This is a genomic window from Staphylococcus sp. HMSC068G11, assembly GCF_001815825.1.
Classification (GTDB): Bacteria; Bacillota; Bacilli; order Staphylococcales; family Staphylococcaceae; genus Staphylococcus; species Staphylococcus epidermidis.
The window spans coordinates 1-702 of record NZ_KV822079.1 but is presented as its reverse complement, the minus strand read 5'-3'; the positions used below and the strand labels follow the sequence as shown (position 1 = coordinate 702).

Sequence of the window (702 nt, the reverse complement as noted above, 5' to 3'; positions counted from 1 at the left end):
ATATGAATTCAACGAAAGTGTTTTTATATAATTCTCACTAATTGGGGTCAGTCTACTCGATTTGTGAGAAAGTATTTAGGCTTTTTGAATTAATAAATTTCTTACTTCTTATGTTTATTTAACAATTAGTACTGGGACAGAACTTCTTTTAGCAATCTTATGTGTAACATCTCCTAAAACATGTTTAATATTCAAATCGACTCTATGATTACTCATAATTACTAAATCAAATTCACCATTATTTATATCTCCAGAAGTAATTTTTTCTAAGATTGTATCTTTAATATGCCCAAAATCTACATCTATTTTATATTGAATATCTCTTTTTTCTAATTCACGTAAAAATGGAGTGAGATTTTTTTCTTTTTCTCTAATAATATCTTCTTTATGCTTATTATAATACTTGACACTAATTGCAAGATCATTTTCTGTTACAACGTGATAAATTACAACAACTGAATCTTCATCGGTGACTTTTTCTAAATAGTCAGGGATAGCACTAAAATCATTTTCGAAATCATAGGGTAATAATATATTTTTGAACATCTACACCAGCCTCCTATTACTTATTATTTAGATGTCTATTACTTATATATACCCTAAATATATATGCTTATTCTCATATTCAAATTATTCAAATATATTCCTTGAATTAATATATTTCAGATGGTTCTGTTGCAAAGTAAAAAAATATAGCTAACC

1 protein-coding gene is annotated in these 702 nt (G+C 25.9%); it reads right to left on the bottom strand.

The window, feature by feature from the left end; genetic code table 11:
- Window positions 1–114: 114 nt before the first annotated feature.
- A complete protein-coding gene (locus HMPREF3058_RS06020; protein ID WP_017465247.1) occupies window positions 115–546 on the bottom strand; it encodes a universal stress protein in 432 nt (143 codons plus the stop codon).
- Window positions 547–702: the final 156 nt, after the last annotated feature.

Bases quoted from the DNA above. Each gene is read 5' to 3' on its own strand.
- HMPREF3058_RS06020 (WP_017465247.1), bottom strand. From the start codon at position 546: ATGTTCAAAAATATATTATTACCCTATGATTTCGAAAATGATTTTAGT.